The organism is Streptacidiphilus sp. EB103A (assembly GCF_041261405.1).
In the GTDB taxonomy this organism is placed as follows: domain Bacteria; phylum Actinomycetota; class Actinomycetes; order Streptomycetales; family Streptomycetaceae; genus Streptacidiphilus.
The window spans coordinates 137,913-162,441 of record NZ_JBGCAQ010000002.1 but is presented as its reverse complement, the minus strand read 5'-3'; the positions used below and the strand labels follow the sequence as shown (position 1 = coordinate 162,441).

Here is a 24,529-nt window from a genome sequence, read left to right as displayed (position 1 = left end):
CCCGCGTCCGACCGATCAGAGCATTCCGAGTTCTTTGTCAATGAGGTCGAACAGCTCGTCCGCTGTCGCAACGGAGTCGAGTGCCTCGTCGTCCTTGCCGGGGGCATCGGCACCGTCGCGCTGTTCCTTCCACTTCGCTGTGAGCTGCAGAAGCCGGTCGGTGATCTTCGCGTACTCCGCCTCGCTGACCGCGCCGCCGTCGGTGGCGGCTGCGCCCAGCGCGGCCTCCAGCCGGTCCAGTTCGACCAGAAGCGACACCGGCCCGGGGGTTCCGGCGGCAGCGGGGAGCTCGATCTCCCCGAGCAGGTACTCGACCAGCACGATCGGCGTCGGGTAGTCGAACACCAGCGTGGCCGGCAGTCGGAGCCTGGTCGCCGCGTTGAGGCGGTTGCGGAGCTCGACCGCCGTGAGCGAGTCGAAGCCCAGTTCCTTGAACGCCTGCTCCGGGTCGATGTCCTCGACCGAGGCGTGCCCCAGCACCGCCGCCGCTTGACCGCAGACCAGATCGGTCAGCAGCTGCTCGCGGTCGGCGGGAGCCAGCGCGGCCAGCCGCTGGTCGAGACCGGCCTGGCCGCCCGCCGCCCGGGCACCGGTTTCGGCGGTGCGCCGGGTCGGTGTCCGGACCAGGTTGCGCAGCATCGGCGGCAGCGCCTCGGCGTGGGCGCGCAGCACCGAGACGTCCAGGTTCATCGGCAGCAGGGCGGCCCGGTCCGGGACGGCCGTCGGGTCCAGTGCGGTGCTGTCGAGCAGGCCCAGGCCTTGGTCCGCGCTGAGCGGCAGCATGCCGCCGCGCTCCATCCGCCGCAGGTCCGCCTCGCTGAGCTCGCTGGTCATCCCGGTGCCCGGGGCCCAGGCGCCCCAGCCGAGGGAGGTGGCCGGCAGCCCCAGGCCGCGCCGGACCTGGGCGAAGCCGTCCAGGAAGGCGTTGGCCGCCGAGTAGTTGCCCTGACCGGCGCTGCCGAAGGTGCCAGCGACGGAGGAGAACAGCACGAAGGCGGCCAGATCCAGACCCTTCGTCAGTTCGTGCAGGTTGACCGCCGCGTCCGCCTTGGGACGCAGCACCGCCGACATCCTCTCCGGGGTGAGCGAGGACAGCACGCCGTCGTCCAGGACACCCGCCGTGTGGACGACGGCCGTGAGCGGGTGCTCGGCCGGGATCGCGCCGAGCAGTTCGGCCAGCGACTCGCGGTCGGCCGCGTCGCAGGCGACGACGGTGACCTCGGTGCCCCGCCCGGACAGCTCCTCGACCAGGGCTCCCACCCCGGGTGAGTCCCAGCCGCGACGGCTGGCGAGCACCAGGTGGCCGACGCCGCGCTCGGTGACCAGATGCCGGGCCACCAGCGCGCCCAGACCGCCGGTACCGCCGGTGACCAGGACGGTTCCGTCGGTGCGCAGCGGGGTCGGGACGGTCAGCACCACCTTGCCGATGTTCTTGGCCTGGCTCAGGTAGCGGAAGGCCTCCGGCGCCTGCCGGACGTCCCACACCGTCACCGGGGACGGGTTGAGGGCACCGGACTCGAACAGCCCCACCAGTGCGGCCAGCATCTCGCCGATCCGCTCGGGCCCGGCCTCCCACAGGTCGAACGCCCGGTACTTCACCCCGGCGTGCTCCTGCGCGACGGCCGCCGGCTCGCGGACGTCGGTCTTGCCCATCTCCAGGAACCGGCCGCCGCGCGGCAGCAGCCGCAGCGAGGCGTCGACGAACTCGCCTGCCAGCGAGTCCAGGACGACGTCCACGCCGTCGTCGTCGGTGGCCGCGCCGAAGGCGAACTCGAAGCCGAGGTCCCGGGAGGAGGCGATGTGGTCGTCGTCCAGGCCGAGCCCGCGCAGCGCCGGCCACTTGGCCGCGCTGGCCGTGCCGAACACCTCCGCGCCCAGGTGGCGGGCGAGTTGGACCGCCGCCATGCCGACGCCGCCGGCCGCCGCGTGCACCAGGACCTTCTCGCCGGAGCGAAGCCTGCCCAGGTCCACCAGCGCGTAGTACGCGGTCAGGAAGACGATCGGCACGGACGCCGCCTGGGCGAAGGACCAACCGGACGGGATGCGCACCACGGTTCGCGCGTCGGCGATCGCGAGCGGACCGAAGGCGCCGAAGAACATCCCCATCACCCGGTCGCCGACCGCCAGCCCCGCCACGCCCGGACCGACCTCGGTGATCACACCCGCGCCCTCGCCGCCGAGCAGGCCGGCCTCGCCCGGATACATGCCCAGCGCGTTCAGCACGTCGCGGAAGTTGAGGCCCGCGGCGCGGACCGAGACCCGTACCTGACCCGCTGTCAGATCGCTTACCACGTCCGGGCACTCGACCAGGGCCAGGCCCTCCAGGGTGCCCTTCTCGGCGATGTCCAGCCGCCAGGCGGCGGCGCCCCCGGGGAGCGGGAGAGCGGCCGAGCGGGTGGCCACCCGTCCCAGGCGCGGGACGTAGGCGACTCCCTGACGCACCGCCAGTTCCGGTTCCCCGGAGGCCAGGGCATCGGCGACGGTGTCCCAGGACTCGGCCGCCCCGTCCACGTCCAGCAGCACGAACCGGCCCGGGTTCTCGACCAGCGCCGCCCGCACCAGGCCCCAGACCGCCGACAGCGCCGGATCCGGCGACCGCTGGTCCCCGGCCACCGCGCCACGGGTCAGCAGCACCAGCCGCGCCGCCTCGAAGGCGGGCTCGGCCAGCCACTGCTGCAGCACCTCCAGGACTCGGCCGGTCACCTCGTGGGTGGCCGCGACCAGGTCCTCGCCAGGCGCCTTCAGCTCGCAGGGGAAGAACACCGCCTCGGGCAGGCCGGCGCCCAGGCCGACGAGTTCGGACAGTTCGGTGCAGGGGGAGACGGTGGCGCGCCCGCTGCTCAGATCGACGGCCAGGGTGTGGGCGTCCACGCCCACCGCGGCCCAGTGCGCGGTCCCGCTCTGCGGCAGCTCCCCGGCCGGGGCCTTGACCCAGTCCAGCTGGAACAGCGACTCGCGGAAGGCGGCCTCGCCGGCGCTGCTGATCAGCTCGCCAGAGACCTGGCGCAGCTGCAGCGAGGTGATCGAGGCGACCGGGAGTCCGGCCGGATCCGCCAGCTCCAGCGACACCGCCTCCGGCCCGGACTGGACCAGCCGCAGCCGCAGCGCCCGTGCGCCCGAGGCCCGCAGCGCGACGCCGTTCCAGGAGAACGGCAGCCGTCCGTGGCCGGTGTCCGCCATGGAGACGTACATCATCGCGTGCAGACCGGAGTCGAGCAGCGCCGGGTGGATGCCGAACGAGCCCGCGAGCGCCTCGTGCTCCTCCGGGAGGCCGACCTCGGCGAAGATCTCGTCACCGCGCTGCCACACCGCCTGCAGGCCCTGGAACACCGGGCCGTACGCGAAGCCCTGCTCGGCGAAGCGCTCGTAGAAGCCGTCGACCCCGAGGACCACCGCGTCGCGCGGCGGCCAGACCGCGAAGTCGAAGGGTTGCTCGACGGGCGCGGACAGGCTCGCCGCGAGCGAACCGCTGGCATTGAGGATCCAGGGCTGCTCGTCCGGGGCGTCCTGCGGACGCGAATACACGTCCAGGGTCCGGTGACCGGAGTCGTCCGGCGCGCCCACGACGACCTGCAGCCGCACGCCGCCGCGCTCGGGCACCACCAGCGGTGCGGCGATGGTCAGTTCCTCCACCCCGCCGCAGCCGGCCTCGTCGGCGGCCCGCAGGCCGAGTTCCAGGAAGCCGGTGCCGGGGAAGAGCACCGTCCCGCTGACCGCGTGGTCGCGCAGCCACGGGTGCGACTGCAGCGACAGCCGACCGGTGAACAGGAACTCGTCGGTCCCGGCCACCTGGACGGCGGTGCTGAGCAGCGGGTGTTGGGCGGAGGCGAGGCCGGCCGAGCCGAGGTCCCCGAGCATCGCGTTGGTGTTGGTGAAGCGCGGCCAGTAACTCTTGCGCTGGAAGGCGTAGGTGGGGAGCGCGACGCGTCCGGCGCCGGGGAAGAGCGCCGCCCAGTCGACGTCGACGCCGTGGGTGAACAGCCCGGCGACGGCGGTGAGCAGGGCGGTGACCTCCGGGCGGTCCTTGCGCAGCGCCGGGACCAGCAGGGCGTCGTCGTCGCCCAGGCAGCCCAGAGCCATCGCGGTCAGCGTGCCGTCGGGGCCCAGCTCCAGGAAGCGGGTGACCTTGTGCTGCTCCAACCAGCGCACCCCGTCGGCGAAACGGACCGCCTGCCGGACATGTCCCACCCAGTACTCGGGCGACATCAACTGCTCGGCCGTGGCCGGCTCACCGGTGACATTGGAAACCACCGCAAGACGCGGGCGCTGGTAGGCGATGCTCTGCGCCACCTGGCGGAACTCCGCCAGCATCGGCTCCATCAGCGGGGAGTGGAAGGCGTGACTGACCCGCAGCCGGGTCGCCTTGCGGCCCAGGTTCCGGACGTGTTCGGCGATCTCGTCGACTGCGGCCTCGGCACCGGAGACCACGACGGCGTTCGGGCCGTTGACGGCCGCGATACCAACACCGTCACCCAGCAGCGGCACAATCTCTGCCTCGGATGCCTGGAGTGCCGCCATCGCGCCGCCGGCCGGCAGTGCCTGCATCAACCGACCACGCGCCACCACCAGGCGGCAGGCGTCCTCCAGCGTCAGCACGCCCGCCACATGGGCCGCGGCCAGTTCACCGATGGAGTGGCCGACCAGGTAGTCCGGCTTCACCCCCAGAGATTCGACCAGCCGGAACAGCGCCACCTCGACCGCGAACAGCGCCGGCTGCGCGAACACGGTGCTGTTCAGTGCCTCGGCGTCCGCACCGAACACCACCTCCCGCAGCGGAGCGTCGACCAGCGCGCAGACCGCGTCGAATGCCTCGGCGAACACCGGGAACTGCTCATACAGCTCCCGGCCCATGCCCAACCGCTGCGACCCCTGGCCGGCGAACAGGAACGCCGTCCGGCCCTCGCGCTTGGCCAGTCCCGACACTACGTTCGGCGCACTCTCGCCGTTCGCCAACGCGGCGAGGCCGCCAAGGAGTTCGGCCCGGTCGGCGCCGAGCACCACGGCCCGGTGGTCGAACAGCGACCGCGAGGTAACCAGCGAGGCGCCGATGTCGTGCAGCCCCGCCTCCTCATCGACGAACCCGGTCAGCCGCTCCGCCTGGCCGCGCATCGCTGCGGCGGTCTTGCCACTGACCACCCAGGGCACCACGCTCACCGGCGTTCCGACGGAGGTCATCCGCTCCACGCCGCTCTCCTCGGGCTCCGCGGCAGTGTCCGCTGCCTCTTCCTCGCGGGGCGGCTCCTCCAGGATGGTGTGCGCGTTGGTCCCGCTGATCCCGAAGGAGGAGATGCCCGCACGGCGCGGACGGCCGTCCTCCCGGACCCATTGACGCTTCTCGGTGAGCAGTTCCACCGCGCCCGCCGACCAGTCCACGTGCGAGGACGGCTCGTCGACGTGCAGGGTCTGCGGCAGCACGCCGTGGCGCATCGCCAGCACCATCTTGATCAGCCCGGCCGCACCGGCCGCCGCCTGGGTGTGACCGATGTTCGACTTCACCGACCCCAGCCACAACGGCCGGTCTGCCGGGCGTCCCTGGCCATAGGTGGCGAGCAGGGCCTGCGCCTCGATCGGGTCACCAAGCGTAGTGCCGGTCCCGTGCGCCTCCACCACGTCCACATCGGACGCCGAGAGCCCGGCGCCCGCCAATGCCTGCCGGATCACCCGCTGCTGCGAGGGGCCGTTCGGGGCGGTCAACCCGTTCGACGCGCCGTCCTGGTTCACCGCCGAACCCGCGACGACCGCCAGCACCGCATGCCCGTTGCGCCGCGCGTCCGACAGGCGCTCGACCAGCAGCATGCCCGCGCCCTCGGAGAAGCCCGCGCCGTCCGCCTGGTCCGCGAACGCCTTGCAGCGGCCGTCGGCCGCCAACCCGCGCTGACGACTGAAGTCCAGGAACAGACCCGGCGTCGACATCACCGTCACACCACCCGCCAACGCCAGATCACACTCCCCCGAACGCAGCGCCTGCACCGCCAGATGCAACGCCACCAGCGCCGACGAACACGCCGTGTCCACCGTCACCGCCGGCCCCTCCAACCCGAAGGTGTAGGAGACACGGCCGGAGACGACGCTGGCAGCGTTGCCAGTGCCGATGTAGCCCTCGTAGTCCTCGCCCGAGGCGACCAGCAGGCCCGGGTAGTCCTGGCCGTTGGTGCCGGCGAACACGCCGGTGCGGCTGCCGCGCAGCGACACCGGGTCGATACCGGCCCGCTCGAACGCCTCCCACGAGGTCTCCAGCAGCAACCGCTGCTGCGGGTCCATGGCGAGGGCCTCGCGCGGGGAGATACCGAAGAACGCCGGGTCGAACTGGTCGATGTCGGCGATGAAGCCGCCCTCGTTGGCGTAGCAGGTGCCCAGGTGCTCCGGGTCCGGGTGGTAGATCGCCTCGATGTCCCAGCCGCGGTCGGTCGGGAACGGGGCGACCGCGTCGCCGCCACTGTCCAGCAGCTGCCACAGCTGCTCCGGGGTGCGCACGTCGCCGGGGAAGCGGCAGCTCATCGCCACGATGGCGATCGGGTCGTCGTCCACGAAGCCGGCGACGACGACGGGCAGGGCCGCCTCCGGCTGCCCGTCGGACATCTCGGCCAGCAGCAGCCGGGCGAGTTCGCCGCAGTTCGGGTAGTCGAAGACCAGGGTGGACGGCAGCCGCAGCCCGGTGATCTTGTTCATGCCGTTGCGCAGTTCTACCGCGCTGAGCGAGTCGAAGCCCAGGTCGCTGAAGGCCCGCCCCGGCTCGACCGCCTCAGGGCCCTCGTAGCCGAGGACGGTGGCCACATAGCCGCGGACGACGTCGAGGACCGCGTCGGCGCGCTCGGACTCGGGCAGGTCGGCCAGGTGCAGCCGCAGCATCGAGACGTCCTGGCCCGAACCGTCCTTGGCTCCCGCCGTGGTGGCGGCGCGCAGCACCCGCTGTGCGTCGGCCAGTTCGAGCAGCAGGGCGCTGGGCCGCGATCCGCTGAACGCGGGGGCGAACCGGTCCCAGCCGAGGTCGGTGACCGCGACGCAGGTCTCGTCGTGGTCCAGGGCCTGCCGCAGCGCGGCGCAGGCCAGTTCCGGAGCCATGTCGTAGACACCGAAGCGGCGCAGTCGGTCGCCGACCGCTCCGTCGCCCATACCGCCATCGGCCCAGTGGCCCCAGGCGACGGCGGTCGCGGGCAGCCCGGCCGCCCGGCGCTGCAGTGCCAGCGCGTCCAGGAAGGCGTTGCCCGGTGCGTAGTTGCCCAGGCCGGAGCCGCTGATGGTGCCGGAGGTGGAGGAGAACAGGACGAAGGCGGAGAGGTCCAGGTCCTTGGTCAGCTCGTGCAGGTTGAACGCGCCGCCGACCTTCACCCGGAGCACCGGGTCGAGACGGCCCGCGTCCAGGGCGTCGATGACGCCGTCGTCCAGCGAGCCCGCGACGTGCAGCACCGCGTCCAGCGGGTACTTCGCGGGCACGGAGGCGAGCAGTTCGCGCAGCGACTCGCGGTCGGAGACGTCGCAGGCGGCGATGGTGACCTCGGCTCCGAGCGCGTTCAGCTCGGCCGTGAGCTCCGCCGCGCCGGGAGCGTCCGCGCCCCGACGGCTGGTCAGCAGCAGGTGCTCGGCGCCGAGTCCGGCCAGCCAGCGGGAGACATGGCCACCCACCGCGCCGGTGCCGCCGGTGACCAGCACGGTGCCGCGCGGGCGCCAGCCGTCCTCCACCGGCGCGCTGCCCAGCGGGGCGCGCAGCAGTCGCCTGCCGAAGGCCCCGGAGGCGCGGACGGCGATCTGGTCCTCGCCGCGCGGGTCGGCCAGGACCGAGCACAGCCGCGCACCGGCCCGGGTGTCCAGCGTCGCGGGCAGGTCCAGCAGACCGCCCCAGCGGTCGGAGTGTTCGAGTGCGGCCACCCGTCCCAGACCCCAGATCAGCGCCTGCGGGGAACTGGCGATCTGCTCGGAGTCGCTGATCACGACCGCGCCCCGGGTGCCGCACCACAGCGGCGCCTCGACCTTGAGGTCGCCCAGCGCCTGGATCAGCGACAGCGTCGCCGCCAGGCCGACCGGCACGGAGCCGAACTCGGGATGCGGACGCTCCGCCAGCGCGAGCAGCGACAGCACACCGTTGAGCGGCAGGTCACCGCCGTTCTCACCGTCCCCGCCGCTCTCGTTCAGGGCGGCGCGCAGCAGCGCGGCGAGGCTCTCACGGTCGGTGCCGGCATCGCCCACCTCGACCAGCCGGACCCGGGCGCCGTTGGCGTCCAGCGCCTGCCGGGCGCCCTCGACGAGCTCGCCACCGACCCCACCGGCCGGGACGACCAGCAGCCAACGGCCGGACAGCGCGCCGGTTCCCTCCTGGGACAGCGGCGACCAGCCCACGGTGTAGCGCCAGTTGTCGAGAATCGACTTCTCCCGGCTGTTGCGCCGCCAGCTGGACAGCGCGGGCAGCACCTCGCTCAGCGGAGCCTCGCCGCCCAGGTCCAGGGTCGCGGCGAGGGCTTCGAGGTCCTCCTGCTCGACCGTCTCCCAGAACGAGGTCTCCACGGCGTCGACCGTCTGCGCTCCCTCGGCCGCGACCGTGAGGTCGCGCAACTGCGGCCAGTAGCGCCGCCGCTGGAAGGCGTAGGTCGGCAGGTCGACGGTGCGCGCGCCGGTGCCGGCGAAGACGGTGTGCCAGTCGACGTCCACGCCCTGGGCATGAGCCTCCGCCAGCGAGGTCAGGAACCGGCCGAGGCCGCCCTGCTCCCGACGCAGCGTGCTCAGCACCACGGCCTCGGCGCCGACGTCGTCGATCGTCTCCCGCAGCCCGAAAGCGACCACGGGGTGCGGGCTGACCTCGATGAACGCGCGGTTGCCGGCCTTCAGCAGGGCTCTGATCGCCTCCTCGAAGCGGACCGTCCGGCGCAGGTTGGTGTACCAGTACTCGGGGTCGAGCCCGGTGGTGTCCAGCCACTGCCCGGTCACCGCCGACAGGAAGGGGATCTCGGCCGGTCGTGGCTCGATGCCCGCCAGCGCCTGCAGCACCTGCTCGCGGATCGGCTCGACCTGGCTGGAGTGCGAGCCGTAGTCGACGGAGACCTTGCGGGCCTGCACCCCGTCCGCGGTAAGCGCGTTGAACAACCCGTCCAGCGCTGCGGCGTCACCGGCGACGACCACCGAGGACGGTCCGTTCACGGCGGCGACCGACAGCTGCTCCGCCCACGGCCGCAGCCGCTCGCGCACCTGCTCGACCGGCAGCGGGACGGACATCATGCCGCCGTTCCCGGCGATCGCGACGATGGCCCGGCTTCGCAGCGCGACCACGCGCGCGCCGTCCTCCAGGGACAGCGCCCCGGCGACGCAGGCCGCCGCGATCTCGCCCTGGCTGTGCCCGACCACAGCGGCCGGTTCGACGCCGTAGCTGCGCCAGAGGTGGGCGAGGGAGACCATGACCGCCCACAGCGCGGGCTGGACCACGTCCACCCGGTCCAGGTCGGCCGCGTCCTCGTCGCCGCGCAGCACCGCCGTCAGCGACCAGTCGACGAACGGCGCCAGTGCCTGCTCGCACTGGCCGATCCGGTCCGCGAACACCGGGGACTCGGCCAGCAGTTGGCGGCCCATGGCGGCCCACTGCGCGCCCTGTCCGGGGAACACCAGGACCGGCCCGGTGCTCACGTTCGCGACACCGCTCACGACCTCGGTGACCATCCGGTCCTCGGCGATGTCGAGCAGCCCTCGGTCGAGCTCGTCCCGGCTGGTCGCCAGGACCACGGAGCGGTACTCGAACGCGGTGCGAGTGACGGCCAGCGATCGGGCCAGGTCGCCGAGCGCCAGCTCGGGGTTGGCCCGCAGATGGCTGCGCAGCCGGGCGGCCTGCCCGCGGAGCCCGTCCGCCGTGCGGGCCGAGAGCAGCGCGGGTACCACCGGGAGCGCGGCGGCGGGGGCATCGAGGTCCGGTTCGACGGTTTCGTCCTGCTGCGAGGACAGCTGCGGGGCCTGCTGGATGATGACGTGGGCGTTGGTGCCGCTCATACCGAAGGCGGACACCCCGGCCCGGCGCGGGCGGCCGGTCTCCGGCCAGCTCACCGGCTCGGTCAGGAGCCGCACGGCGCCGGCCGACCAGTCGATCTCGCGGCTGGGCTCCTCGGCGTGCAGGGTCTGCGGCAGGATGCCGTTGCGGATGGCCATGACCATCTTGATGACCCCGCCGATACCGGCGGCGGCCTGGCTGTGTCCGATGTTGGACTTGAGCGAACCGATCCACAGCGGGCGGTCCTCGTCCCGGTCCTGGCCGTAGGCGGCGATCAGGGCCTGGGCCTCGATCGGGTCGCCCAGGGTGGTGCCGGTGCCGTGCGCCTCGACCGCGTCGACCTCGTCGGGCGTCAGTCTGCCGTTGGCGAGGGCGGCCCGGATGACCCGCTGCTGGGACGGGCCGTTGGGTGCGGTGAGCCCGTTGGAGGCACCGTCCTGGTTGAGCGCGCTGCCCTGGATGATGGCGAGTACCGGGTGGCCGTTGCGGCGCGCGTCGGACAGCCGCTCCACCACGACCATGCCCGCGCCCTCGGCCCAGCTGGCGCCCTCGGCCTGGGCCGAGAACGGCTTGCAGCGGCCGTCCTCGGCCAGTGCCCGCTGGCGGCTGAACTCGATCAGCGAGCCCGGGGTGGACATCACGGTCACCCCGCCGGCCAGCGCCAGCGAGCACTCGCCCTGGCGCAGCGCCTGCACTGCGAGGTGCAGCGCGACCAGCGAGGACGAGCAGGCGGTGTCGACGGACAGCGAGGGCCCCTCCAGGCCCATGACGTACGAGATGCGGCCGGAGAGCACGCTCGGCGAGTTGCCGGTGCCGATGTAGCCCTCGAAGCTCTCCTCGGCGTTGGTCAGGATGTTGATGTAGTCCTGGTAGGTCACACCAGCGAAGACGCCCGTGAGGCTGCCGCGCACCGAGGTCGGGTCGATCCCGGCCCGCTCCAGCGCCTCCCACGAGGTCTCCAGCAGCAGCCGCTGCTGCGGGTCCATCGCGGTCGCCTCACGCGGCGAGATGCCGAAGAAGGACGGGTCGAACTGGCTCGCGTTGTGCAGGAACCCGCCCTCGCGGGCGTAGCAGGTGCCGGGGTGGTCCGGGTCGGGGTGGTAGAGCTTCGCCAGATCCCAGCTGCGGTCGGTCGGGAACGGCGAGATGCCGTCGCCCTGACTCGCCACCAGGTCCCACAGCTCCTCGGGAGTGCCGACCCCGCCCGGGTAGCGGCAGGCCATGCCGACGATCGCGATCGGGTCCTGGTCCACCGGGGTGAGCGGGCGCATCGGGACGCCTCGGTCGGCCTGCCGGCCGAACAGCTCCTGGTCCAGGTGCCGGGCCAGGGCCAGTGAGGAGGGGTAGTCGAAGACGAGGGTGGCGGGCAGCGCCACGCCTATCTCGGCGCTGAGCAGGTTGCGCAGCTCCACGGCGGTGAGCGAGGCGAACCCGAGGTCCTTGAAGACCCGGGTGGGCTCCACGTCCTCGGGCCCGTCGTAGTCGAGCACGACGGCGACCTGCTTGCGGACGAGGTCGAGCAGGACGCGCTGACGCTCGGCCTCGGAACGTCCGGTCAGCTTCTGGATCAGACCCGACTCGGCGCGCCCGGCCTCGGCGCGGCGGCGGCGCTCCATCTGCCGGGGGCTCTCGGCGCGCGGGGCGGCGAGCGCCGCACCGGTCGTCCCCGCCTCGGTTTCGGCCGGTGGGGCGCTGGCCGCCGGTGTGGCGACCTGTCGCAGCAGCATCGACCCGATCGCGATGACCGGACGGCCGCTGCCGTCCGCGGCCAGCAGCGAGAGGGAGTCGCCGCCGCGGGGGGTCAGCCGCACCCGCAGGGTGGTGGCGCCGTCCGCGAAGAGAGAGGCGTCCCGCCAGGCGAAGAGCATCCGGCCGGCGGAGAGGTCCTTGAGCGTGCCCAGACCCATCGGGTGCAGCGCGGCGTCCAGCAGCGCCGGGTGCAGGCCGAAGCGTCCGGCCAGGGCCTGTGCGCCCTCGGGGAGGGTGACCTCCGCGAACACCTCGTCAGCCCGCTGCCACGCGGCGGTCAGGGCGCGGAAGCCGGGTCCGTAGTCGAAGCCGTTCGCGGCGAGGCGGTCGTAGACGCCGTCCAGGTCCAGCGGCTCGGCGTCGGCAGGCGGCCAGACCTCCAAGTCGGCGGTGTCCCGCGGCTGGGCCGCGCCGGCTGTCAGGCTGCCGCTGGCGTTCCGGGTCCAGTGATCGCGATCGGAACCGCCGTCGTCCGCGAGGGCGTCGGGGAGAGCGTCCGGGCGCGAGTAGACGGTGAGCGCGCGGGTGCCGAGCGCGTCCGGCTCCTCGATCCGCACCTGGAGCCGGACCGATCCCTGATCGGGCACCTGCAGCGGTGCCTCCAGGATCACTTCGCGGACCTGGTCGCAGCCGGTCCGGTCGCCCGCGACCACCGCCAGTTCGAGGAGCGCGGTGCTCGGGACGACGACCGTCCCGGCGATGCGGTGGTCGGCCAGCCAGGGCTGGGCGGCCAGCGAGAGACGTCCCGTCAGCAGCAGCTCCGAGCTGTCGGCCATGGGGACGGCGGCGGCGAGCAGGGGGTGGTCGATCGGCACCAAGCCGATCGAGGCGGGGTCGCCGCCCGCGGGCGTCGCCTCCAGCCAGTAACGGCGGCGCTGGAAGGCGTAGGTGGGCAGTTCCACCGTGCGGGCGCCGGTGCCGTCGAACAGCGCCGACCAGTCAACCTCCGTGCCGTGCGTGAACAGCGCGGCCACCGCGGACAGCAGCGCGCCCGCCTCGGGCCGGTCCTCGCGCAGGCCGGGCACCAGGACTCCGCCGGCCTCGGACGCCGACACCGCCGCCATCGCGGTCAACGTCCCGTCCGGGCCCAGCTCCAGGAACCGGGTGACGCCGTGCTGCTCAAGCTGCTTGATGCCGTCGGCGAAGCGCACCGCCTGCCGGACGTGCGACACCCAGTACTCCGGCGAGGCCAGTTCCGCTGCCGTGGCCAGATCGCCGGTGACGTTGGAGACGATCGTCAGATGCGGCACCTGGTAGTCCACGCTCTCCGCCACCCGGCGGAACTCGCGCAGCATCGGCTCCATGAGTGGGGAGTGGAAGGCGTGGCTCACCCGGAGCCGCTTGGTCCGGCGGCCGAGGGCCTCGATCCGGGCGGCGACCTCCAGGGTGGCGGCCTCCTCGCCGGACACCACGACCGCGTTCGGACCGTTCAGCGCCGCGATGCCGACCTCGGTCCCGCGGCCTTCCAGCAGCGTCAGCACTTCGGCCTCGGACGCCTCCAGCGCCACCATCGCCCCACCGGCGGGCAGCGCCTGCATCAGCCGACCGCGCGCCACCACCAGACGGCATGCGTCCTCCAGCGACATCACACCCGCGACATGGGCGGCGGCCAGCTCGCCGACGGAGTGGCCGAGCAGGTAGTCCGGCCGGATCCCCCACGACTCCAGCAGCCGGAACAGCGCCACCTCGACGGCGAACAGCGCGGGCTGCGCGAAGGCGGTGCTGTTCAGCAGCTCCGGGTCGGCATCCGAGTCCGCGCTCGTGCCGAACACCACGTCATACAGGGGGCGCTCCAACTGCCCGTCCACCTGGGCGCAGACGGCGTCGAAGGCCTCCGCGAAGACCTCGAACGCCTGGTAGAGCCCACGGCCCATACCAAGCCGCTGCGAGCCCTGACCGGCGAACAGGAAGGCCGTCCGCCCCTCGAACCCGACCGCACCGGTGACCACCTGGGCGGCGGACTCCCCGGCTGCCAGGGCCGTGAGGCCGCTCAGCAGCTCGGCCCGGTCGCCTCCGACGACGACCGCGCGATGCTCGAACACCGACCGGGTAACGGCGAGTGAATGACCCACGTCCCGCAGGTCGGCGTCGGGCGCTTCGGCCAGGCGCGCCAGCAGGCGCGCGGCCTGCGCCGACAGACCCTCACGGCTTCGCGAGGACACCACCCACGGGACCGTACCCGGCCCGGCGGCGCCGGTTCCCGGCTCCGGCGCGACGCGCTCCGGCTCCGGCGTGACGCCCTCCTGCTGCGGCGCCTGCTGGATGATCACGTGGGCGTTGGTCCCGGAGACGCCGAACGCCGACACTCCAGCCCGGCGCGGACGGTCCTCGTCCACCGTCCAGTCGGTGTTCTCGCTCAGCAGCCGCACCTCACCGGCGGACCAGTCGACCTGCGACGACGGGACCTCCGCGTGCAGGGTGCGCGGCAGCACACCGTGCCGCATCGCCTGCACCATCTTGATCACACCGGCGACACCGGCAGCCGCCTGGGCGTGGCCGATGTTCGACTTCAGCGACCCCAGCCAGAGCGGACGGCCCTCCGGCCGGTCCTGACCGTAGGTCGCGAGCAATGCCTGTGCCTCGATCGGGTCACCGAGCGTGGTGCCGGTGCCGTGCGCCTCCACCGCGTCGATGTCACGCGGTGTCAGACCGGCACCCGCCAGCGCCTCGCGGATCACCCGCTGCTGCGAGGGACCGTTCGGCGCCGTCAGACCGTTCGAGGCGCCGTCCTGGTTCACCGCGCTGCCGGCCACGACCGCGAGCACGGTGTGCCCGTTGCGCCGCGCGTCCGAGAGCCGCTCGACCAGCAGCACACCCACGCCCTCGGCCCAGCCGGTGCCGTCGGCTTCGTCCGAGAACGCCTTGCAGCGTCCGTCGGCGGCGAGGCCGCCCTGCGCGCTGAACTCGACGAAGGCTCCGGGGTCCGCCATCACGGTGACGCCACCGGCCAGCGCGAGGTCGCACTCGCCCGACCGCAGCGACTGCACCGCCAGGTGCAGCGCGACCAGCGACGACGAGCAGGCCGTGTCGACCGTCACCGCCGGGCCTTCGAGGCCGAGCGCGTAGGCGACACGACCGGAGAGCACGCTGCCGGAGATGCCGGTCAGCAGATGACCGCCGAGACCGTCGGGCACCTCCCGCAGTCCGGAGCCGTAGCCCGAGCTCCCGGCACCGATGAAAACTCCGGTGCGGCTGCCCCGGACCGAGCCCGCTTCGACTGCCGCGAGCTCGAAGGTCTCCCAGGCCACCTCAAGCAGCAGGCGCTGCTGGGGGTCCATCGCGACCGCCTCGCGCGGCGAGATCCCGAAGAAGGCGGGGTCGAACTGGTGAGCGTCGTGCAGGAAGCCACCCGTACGGGTGTGGCTCCGGCCGACCGCGCCGCCCTCGGAGCCGTGCAGCGCGCCGAGGTCCCAACCGCGATCGGTCGGGAACGCGGAGATCGCGTCCCTGCCTTCGACCACCAGCCGCCAGAGGTCGTCCGGCCCGGCGACCTCGCCGGGCAGGCGGCAGCTCATACCGACGATGGCGATCGGGTCGTCCGTACCGGCGACCGCGTCCCGTGCGGGAGGCAGCACCTCGGCGCTCACGCCGAACAGGGCGTCGCGGAGGAATCCGGCCAGGTCGACCGGGGTCGGGTAGTCGAACACCAGGGTGGCAGGCAGGTGCAGGCCGGTTTCGGCGTTGAGCCGGTTCCGGAGTTCCACCGCCGTGAGCGAGTCGAAGCCCAGGTCCCGGAATGCTCGGCCGGTCTCCAGCAGGGTCGGATCGGAGTAGCCGAGGACCGAGGCGGCACGGGCGCGGACCAGATCGAGCAGCGCACGGTCGCATTCGGTGGTGGAGAGCCCGGCGAGGCGCTGCTGAAGCTTGCTGCCTCCCGGCTCAACGCCCGTTGTCAATGCGACCTTGAGGGCGTTCTGGGCTTCGGGGAGGTCGGCCAGCAACGGGCTGGGACGGCTGCTGGTAAACGCCGGCGCGAACCGCGCCCAGTCCACCTCCGCCACCACCACCGCCGCATCCCCGCACTCCAACACCCGCTGCAACGCCGCCACCGCCAACTCCGGCCGCAACGCCGGCAACCCACGCCGCCGCAAATGCTCCTCCGCACCCTCCGCCGACGCCATCCCACCCCCAGCCCACGGACCCCACGCCACCGACGTCCCCACCACACCACGCGCACGCCGCCGCTCCACCAACCCGTCCACAAACGCATTCGCCGCCGCATACGCCCCCTGCCCACCACTGCCCCACACACCCGCAATCGACGAGAACACCACAAACCCGTCCAACTCCCGATCACCCAACACCGCATCCAGATTCACCGCACCCAACACCTTCGCCCGCAACACCTCCGCCACATGCCCCACACCCATCTCCCCCAACGCCACCGCATCCACCACACCCGCCGCATGCACCACCCCATCCACCCGATACCGCCCCAGCAGCGCCTCCACCGCCCCCCGATCCGCCACATCACACGCCTCCACGACCACCTCAACCCCCAGACCCGCCAACTCCTCCACCAACTCCACAGCCCCCGGCGCCGCCAGACCCCGACGACTGGTCAGCACCAACCGGCCCACCCCGGAACCCGCCAACCACCGCGCCACCCGCACACCCAACGCACCCGTACCACCCGTCACCAACACCGTCCCACCAGCACGCCACACCACACCCGACGCCCCAGCACTCACAACCCGCACCAACCGACGACCAAACACCCCGGACCCACGCACCGCCACCTGATCCTCACCACTGCCACCCGCCAACACACCCGCCAGGCGCCCCAGCACCCTGCGATCCACCACCCCCGGCAGATCCACCAACCCACCCCACCGCTCCGGCACCTCCAACGCCGCCACCCGACCCAACCCCCACACCGACGCCTGCACCGGATCCACCACCCCATCCCAACCCCCCACCGACACACCACCCCGAGTCACCACCCACAAGCCACCACCCACACCCGCATCACCCAACGCCTGCACCAACACCAACGTCGACCCCAAACCACCCGGCACCACATCCCACTCACCCCCCACAACCGCCAACAACGACACCACACCCACCACCGGCTCCCCACCCACCACCCCACGCAACCGCTCCGCCAACACCACCCGATCAACACCCAACTCACATTCCACCGGGACGATCTGCGCCCCACTCGAAGCAAGCCCATCCACCAGCGAGCCCACCCAGTCCGAGTCGACCTGGCCGACCGGGACCACGACCAGCCACTTCCCGCTGAGCTGCGTCACGCGGGTCGAGTTGGCCAGCGCCTTCCACGTCACGCCGTAGCGGTGGCTGTCGAGGGCGGACTGCTCGTTACGCTGCTGACGCCACTGCGACAACGCCGGCACCACGGTGCCGAGTACCTGCTCGTCGAGTTCCAGGTCGGCAGCGAGGGACTCCAGGTCCTCGCGCTCGACCGCTTCCCAGAAGCGCGCGTCGACCGCCGAGACCTCCGCGGTCGCCTGCTCGGACGGCGCAGCAGGTGTGGGCCAGTAACGACCGTGCTGGAAGGCGTAGGTGGGCAGATCCACCCGACGCGCCCCCGTACCCGCAAACAGCGCCGACCAGTCCACCTCCACACCATGCGCGAACAACCCACCCACCGCCGACAGCAACGCCACCACCTCAGGCCGCTCCTTGCGCAGCCCCGGAAGCACGACACCTTCCGCGCTCGCGAGGCACGCCTGCGCCATCGCGGTCAGCGTCCCGTCAGGACCCAGCTCCAGGAACCGGGTAACACCCTGCTCCACCAACTCCTCTACACCGTCGGCAAAACGCACCGCCTCACGCACGTGCGACACCCAGTACTCCGACGAGGTCAACTCCTCCGCCGAAGCCAACCCACCCGTCACATTCGAAACCATCGCCAACCGCGGCTGCCCATAGTCAATGCTCTCCGCCACCCGGCGGAACTCCCCCAACATCGGCTCCATCAACGGCGAATGGAACGCATGACTCACCCGCAACCGCGTCGCCTTACGTCCGAGCGCCTCGATCCGCTCAGCGACCGCCAGCACGGCGGCCTCCTCGCCGGAGACGACCACCGCGTTCGGCCCGTTGACCGCCGCGATGCCGACCCCGTCGCCCAGCAAGGGCAGCACCTCGGCCTCGGATGCCTGCAGCGCCACCATCGCCCCACCAGCAGGCAGCGCCTGCATCAACCGGCCCCGCGCCACCACCAAGCGGCAGGCGTCCTCCAGCGACAACACCCCCGTCACATGCGCCGCCGCCAACTCACCAACCGAATGACCCACCAGGAAGTCCGGCCGCACACCCCACGACTCCACCAACCGGAACAACGCCACCTCAACCGCGAACAACGCCGGCTGCGCGAACGCCGTGCCGTTCAGCCGCTCGGCGTCCGCACCGAACACCACCTCCCGCAGCGGGAGTTCCAGTTCCCCGTCCACCTGGGCGCAGACGGCATCGAGAGCATCCGCGAATACCTCGAACGCCTCATACAACTCCCGGCCCATACCCAGCCGCTGCGAACCCTGCCCCGCGAACAGGAACGCCGTCCGACCCTCGAACCCGGCATCGCCAGTCGCCACACTCGACGAGAACTCCCCAGCCGCCAAAGCCTCCAGGCCCCGCACCAGCTCCGCCCGGTCACCACCGACCACAACAGCACGGTGCTCGAACACCGATCGCGTGGTCACCAGCGAACGACCGACGTCGCGCGGGTCGAGCTCGCCCTGCTCTGCCACCAGTGCCAGCAAACGCCCTGCCTGCGCCGTCAGCCCGTCCCGACTGCGCGCAGACACCACCCACGGCACCGTCCCGGGAGCCGCCGCCTCCAGTCCCGCCGGGACGGATTCCAACTGCGGAGCCTGCTGGAGAACCACGTGTGCGTTGGTCCCGGACACCCCGAAGGCCGACACCCCGGCCCGGCGCGGACGGTCCTCCTCCACCGCCCACTCGGTGTTCTCCAGCAGCAGCCGCACAGCACCCGCCGACCAGTCCACATGCGAGGACGGCTCGCTCACATGCAGCGTCTGCGGCAGCACACCGTGCCGCATCGCCAACACCATCTTGATCACACCAGCCACACCCGCAGCAGCCTGCGTATGACCGATGTTCGACTTCACCGACCCAAGCCACAACGGCCGCCCCGACCCCCGATCCTGACCATAAGTCGCCAACAACGCCTGCGCCTCGATCGGATCGCCCAGCGACGTCCCCGTCCCATGCGCCTCCACCGCATCCACGTCCGCGCCCGACAACCCAGCTGCTGCCAGGGCGTCCCGGATCACCCGCTGCTGCGAGGGACCGTTCGGCGCGGTCAACCCGTTCGACGCACCGTCCTGGTTCACCGCACTGCCCGCGACGACCGCCAGCACCGTGTGCCCATTGCGCCGCGCATCCGACAAACGCTCAACCACCAGCACGCCGGCGCCTTCGCCCCAGCCGGTGCCGTCCGCCGCATCCGAGAACGGCTTGCAGCGGCCATCGGACGCGAGCCCGCCCTGGGCGCTGAACTCCACGAACGCGCCGGGCGTCGACATCACCGTCACACCACCGGCCAGCGCGAGATCGCACTCACCCGCACGCAGCGACTGCGCCGCCAGATGCAGCGCCACCAGCGACGACGAACACGCCGTGTCCACCGTCACCGCCGGACCCTCCAGGCCCAGCGCATACGAAATCCGCCCGGACAACACGCTGGCCGCGTTGCCGGTCCCGACATGGCCGCCGAAATCGTCCGGCGACAGCACCAGCAGCGCCGCGTAGTCCTGGCCGTTGGTGCCCGCGAACACGCCCGTCCGGCTGCCGCGCACCGAGGTCGGGTCGATGCCGGCCCGCTCCAGCGCCTCCCACGAGGTCTCCAGCAGCAACCGCTGCTGCGGATCCGTCGCCACCGCCTCACGCGGACTCATCCCGAAGAAACCGGGATCGAAGCCATCCGCGCCCTCCAGGAACCCACCGACGTTCACATAGCTCGTACTGGGCCGCTCGCGGGTGGGGTCGTAGAACGTGTCCAGATCCCAGCCCCGGTCGGCGGGGAAGACGTCGATCGCGTCCTCGCCACCGGACAGCAACCGCCAGAAGTCCTCCGGCCCCGCAACCCCACCCGGGAACCGGCACCCCATCCCCACAATCACCACCGGATCATCCTCAACCACCGACACCGCCCGCACCGCCACCTCAACACCCGCACCCAACAACACACCCCGCAAGAACCGCGCCAACGCCAACGGCGTCGGATAGTCGAACACCACCGTCGCCGGCAACACCACCCCACACACCACCCCCAACCCGTTCCGCAACTCCATCGCCGTCAACGAATCAACACCCAACTCCCGAAACGCCCGCTCCGCCGGAACCCCCGACACCCCCGCATACCCCAACACCCCAGCCGCCTGCCCCCGCACCACCTCCAACAACACCCGCTCCTGCTCCACCCCCGACAACCCCACCAACCGCCCCCGCAAACCAGACCCAGCAACCACCGCCCCCGAGGTCACACCCTTCAACGCCGCACGCGCCTCCGGCACCCCGTTGAACAACGCACTCGCCCGCACCCCCGTGAACGCCGGAGCGAACTCCGCCCACGCCACATCGGCGACCACCGCCACCGCCTCACCCGAACCCAACACCCGCTCCAGCGCCGCCAACGCCATATCCGGGGCTAGCGGCAGCACGCCACCTCGCCGCAACCGCCGCGACACCACCACACCGTCCGCCATGCCGCCCTCGGCCCACGGACCCCACGCCACCGCCGTACCAACCAACCCACGCGCACGCCGCTGCTCCACCAAGCCGTCCAGGAAAGCGTTCGCCGCCGCATAGTTCCCCTGGCCCGCAGCACCCACCGCCCCGGCGAACGACGAGAACACCACGAACGCATCCAACTGCCGGTCCCCCAACACCGCATCCAGGTTGAGCGCGCCCATCACCTTCGCCTGCATCACCGAGGCGAAGCGCTCAGCCGTCAACCCGTCGATCACCCCGTCCTCCACCACACCCGCCGCATGCACCACCCCATCCACCGCATACCGCCCCAGCAGCGCCTCCACCGCCCCGCGATCCGCCACATCACACGCCTCCACCACCACCTCGACACCCAGGACCGCCAACTCCTCCACCAACTCCACAGCCCCCGGCGCCGCCAGACCACGACGACTGGTCAGCACCAACCGGCCCACACCACAACCCGCCAACCACCGCGCCACCCGCACACCCAACGCACCCATACCACCCGTCACCAACACCGTCCCACCAGCACGCCACACCACACCCGAACCTGCAGCACTCACAACCCGCGCCAACCGACGCCCGAACACTCCAGACCCACGCACCGCCACCTGATCCTCACCACTGCCACCCGCCAGCACACCCGCCAGGCGACCCAGCACCCTGCGATCCACCACACCCGGCAGATCCACCAACCCACCCCACCGCTCCGGCACCTCCAACGCCGCCACCCGACCCAACCCCCACACCGCAGACTGCACCGGATCCACCACCCCATCCCAACCCCCCACCGACACACCACCCCGAGTCACCACCCACAAGCCACCACCCACACCCGCATCACCCAACGCCTGCACCAACACCGCGCAGAGGCACAACACCTCCACCACGTCGCCCCCGACAGCACCCACCAGCATCAACACCCCCGCCACGTCACCCACACCGGCAACCCGCTCAGCCAACGCCCCACGCTGCACACCCGCCTCGCACTCCACCACCACCGCGTCCACCCGCAGCCCGTCGATCACCGAGGCAACCCACTCGTCCCCGGCACAACCCTCCGGCACCACCACCAACCAACGACCCGTCAACACCCCACCCGACACCGCGTCCAGCGGCTTCCACTCCACCCCGTACACCAGCTGATCCACCCGCGAAGCCTCGACCCGACCCCGTCGCCACGACGACAACGCCGGTACCAACGCGCCCAGTGCCTCCCGGTCCAGTTCCAACGACCCGGCCAACGCGTCCAGATCACCACGCTCGACCGCGTCCCAGAACTCGGCCTCCAGGCCGTCGGTCCGCTCGACCGGGCGGTTGTCGGCGGCCGCCACGCCGGAGGCCGCCAACCAGTAGCGCTGCTGCTGGAAGGCGTAGGTGGGCAGTTCCACCCGTCGGGTGCCGGGGAGCAGCGCTGCCCAGTCGAGAGCCACGCCGTTCACGAAGAGCCGCGTGATCGCGGCGAGGGCGCCGGCGGCCTCGGGCCGGTCCTTGCGCAGGACAGGGACGAGCAGCTTGTCCTCCGTGCCGAGGCAGGGCTGCGCCATCGCCGTCAGAGTCCCGTCCGGACCCAGTTCCAGGAAGCGGGTGACGCCCTGCGCCTCCAGCACACGAATACCGTCCGCGAAGCGCACCGCCTGCCGCACGTGCGACACCCAGTACTCCGCCGAGGCCAACTGCTCCGGCGAGGCGAGCCCACCAGTGACATTCGAGACGATCGCCAACTGCGGCGCCTGGTACTCCACGCTCTCCGCCACCCGACGGAAGTCGGCGAGCATCGGCTCCATCAGCGGCGAGTGGAAGGCATGGCTCACCCGCAGCCGCGTCGCCTTGCGCCCCATCGCCCGCACTGCCTTGGCGACCTTCTTCACCTCGGCCTCGACACCGGAGATCACGACCGCGTTCGGGCCGTTGACCGCCGCAACTCCGACCCCGTCGCCCAGCAGCGGCAGCACCTCCGCCTCCGAGGCCTGCAGCGCCACCATCGCCCCACCAGCAGGCAGCGCCTGCATCAGCCGACCACGCGCGTTCACCAGACGGCAGGCGTCCGCCAGCGACAACACACCCGCCACATGCGCGGCAGCCAGCTCACCGATGGAGTGACCCAGCAGGAAGTCCGACCGAATGCCCCACGATTCGACGAGCCGGAACAGCGCCACCTCAATCGCGAACAGCGCAGGCTGCGCGTACTCGGTGCTGTTCAGCAGCTCCGCATCATCGCCGAAGACAACCTCGCGCAACGGAGCGTCCACCAGCCCGCACACCGCGTCGAACGCCTCCGCGAACACCGGAAACGCCTCATACAGCTCCCGGCCCATCCCCAACCGCTGCGACCCCTGCCCCGCGAACAGGAACGCCAGCTTGCCGCCGGATTGAGCGGAGCCGACGACGATGCCTTCGCTCTGAGTCCCCCGGGCGAGCCGGCCGAGTCGCTGAACGAGTTCCTCGCGGCTCTTCCCGAGCACGGCGGCGCGATACGGCAGCGCCGACCGATGCACGGCCAGCGACCACGCCGTATCGACGGGAGCGTCCTCGGTGTGGTCCGCGACGTGCGCCAGCAGCCGGGCGGCCTGGGCCTGCAGGCCCTCCTCACTGCGTGCGGACAGCACCCATGGCAGCACCGGCGGCACGGGCTGCTGCTCGACGGGGCTCTCCGAACCGTCCGCCTGAACGGTCTCGGTCGGCATCGGCAGCGGCGCGGCCTCCAGAATGGTGTGCGCGTTGGTGCCGCTGACGCCGAACGCCGACACCGCGGCGCGCCGCGGCCGGTCGGCCTCCTCCGGCCACTCCCGCCGCTCGGTCAGCAGCCGCACCTCGCCGGCCGACCAGTCCACGTGCGTGGACGGCTCGGTGACATGCAGGGTCTGCGGCAGCACGCCGTGCTGCATCGCCAGCACCATCTTGATCACACCGGCCACACCCGCGGCCGCCTGGGTGTGACCGATGTTCGACTTCACCGAACCCAGCCACAGCGGTCGGTCCGCTGACCGCCCTTGGCCGTAGGTCGCGAGCAGCGCCTGCGCCTCGATCGGGTCACCGAGCGAGGTGCCCGTGCCGTGCGCCTCCACCACGTCCACGTCACGCGGCGTCAGACCCGAACCGGTCAGCGCCTCCCGGATCACACGACGCTGCGACGGGCCGTTCGGCGCGGTCAGACCGTTCGACGCGCCGTCCTGGTTCACGGCGGAACCACGGACGACCGCGAGCACGGTGTGCCCGTTGCGCTGCGCATCCGACAGTCGCTCCAGCAGGAGCATGCCGACGCCCTCGGCCCAGCCGGTTCCGTCAGCCGACTCCGAGAACGCCTTGCAACGGCCGTCGACCGCCATCCCGCGCTGCCGGCTGAACTCGATGAACGCGCCCGGCGTCGACATCACCGTTACGCCACCGCTCAGCGCGAGGTCGCACTCACCGGACCGCAGCGACTGCACGGCCAGGTGCAACGCCACCAGCGACGACGAGCACGCCGTGTCCACCGTCACCGCCGGACCCTCAAGACCCAGCACGTAGGCCACTCGCCCGGAGACGACGGAGGTGGAGTTGCCGGTCAACAGGTGGCCGCGGACGTCATCGGGGATGTCGCTCAGGCCCGCCCCGTACTCCTGGCCGCTGCACCCGACGAAGACACCGGCCCGGCCGCCGCGCGCCGTTTCCGGGTCGATCCCGGCAGCCTCGAACGCCTCCCAGGACGTCTCCAGCAGCAACCGCTGCTGCGGGTCCATGGCCACGGCCTCGCGGGGCGAGATCCCGAAGAACGCCGGATCGAAGTCCCCCGCGTCGTAGACGAAGCCGCCTTCGCGCGAGTAGCTGGTGTCGGCCCGGTCGGAGTCCGGGTCGTACAGGGCCTCGACGTCCCAACCGCGGTCGCTCGGCCACTCGGAGATCGCGTCGACGCCGCCGGAGAGCAGCTGCCAGTAGTCCTCGGGCGAACGCACCGCGCCCGGAAGCCGGCAACTCATGCCCACGATGGCAATGGGCTCCTGCGCCTTCGACTCCATTTCCTGGAGCCGTCGACGGGTGTCCGCGAGGTCTGCGGTGACCCACTTGAGGTAATCCCGGAGCTTGTCTTCATTAGCCATTGGAACTTGCCCCATACGTTGTAGTGCCGAAGCG

1 protein-coding gene is annotated in these 24,529 nt (G+C 71.9%); it reads right to left on the bottom strand.

Annotated features, from left to right (window positions below; translation table 11 throughout):
- Positions 1–15: 15 nt before the first annotated feature.
- The gene (locus tag ABH941_RS03965) at positions 16–24,495 is read right to left on the bottom strand and encodes a type I polyketide synthase (RefSeq protein ID WP_370127139.1); all 24,480 of its coding nucleotides are present in this window, start codon (positions 24,493–24,495) and stop codon (positions 16–18) included.
- Positions 24,496–24,529: the final 34 nt, after the last annotated feature.